Annotated in this window: 1 pseudogene; it reads left to right on the top strand. The window is 72.0% G+C overall.

From position 1 onward, the window contains the following. Nucleotides 1-812, top strand: a pseudogene (locus tag MET2598_RS37955) (IS110 family transposase); the annotation flags it as partial. Nucleotides 813-878 lie beyond the last annotated feature (66 nt).

Genomic DNA, 878 nt, shown 5'->3' with positions numbered 1-878 from the left:
GCCGGGTCGACATGACCCGCAGCGGACTGGAGGGCTTTGCCCGCACCCTGCAGGCCAGCGATGAGGTGGTGATCGAGGCGACCGGCAACGCGATGGCCGTCTCGCATCTGCTAAAACCGCACGTGGCGCGGGTGGTGATCGCCAACCCGCTGCAGGTGAAGGCGATCGCCCATGCGCACGTGAAGACCGACAAGATCGACGCGGGCGTGCTCGCCAACCTCTATGCGGCGGGCTACCTGCCGGAGGTCTGGACGCCGGACGCGGCCACCGAGCGGCTGCGCCGGCTCGTGGCGCGGCGCAATCAGGTCGTGCGCCATCGCACGTGCCTCAAGAACGAGACCCACGCGATCCTGCACGCTCACCTCGTGCCGCCATGCCCGCACGCCGACCTGTTCAGCCGGGTCGGCCGAGCCTGGCTGGAACGGCAGGCGTTGCCCGACGACGAGCACGCGGCGGTGCGGCGGCACCTGCGCGAGTTCGATGCTCTGGGCGAGGACCTTGCCGTCCTCGATCGAGCGATCGGCGAAGCGACGGTCGACAGTCCCGTGGTGCGCCGCCTGCTCACCGTCACCGGCATCAACGTGACGGTGGCCGCCGGGCTCGCCGCCGCGATCGGCGACGTGCGCCGCTTCCCCAGCCCGCAGAAGTTGGTGAGCTACTTCGGGCTGAACCCGCGCGTGCGCCAATCCGGCCTCGGGCTCGCCCAGCACGGCCGCATCAGCAAGGCGGGGCGAAGCCATGCCCGAGCGATGCTGGTCGAGGCGGCCTGGGCGGCCACCGGCACCGGGCCGATGCCGGTCTGGATCGCGCGTTCCGGACCGTGCCCGTGGCGCACCAGGCGGGCGCGTCCGTCCGGCAGCCGCAGGTCCTGCATGGCG

The organism is Methylobacterium sp. WSM2598, from assembly GCF_000379105.1.
Taxonomy (GTDB): domain Bacteria; phylum Pseudomonadota; class Alphaproteobacteria; order Rhizobiales; family Beijerinckiaceae; genus Methylobacterium.
Note: the sequence above shows the minus strand (reverse complement) of the source record. Positions and strands in the feature narration are given on the sequence as shown.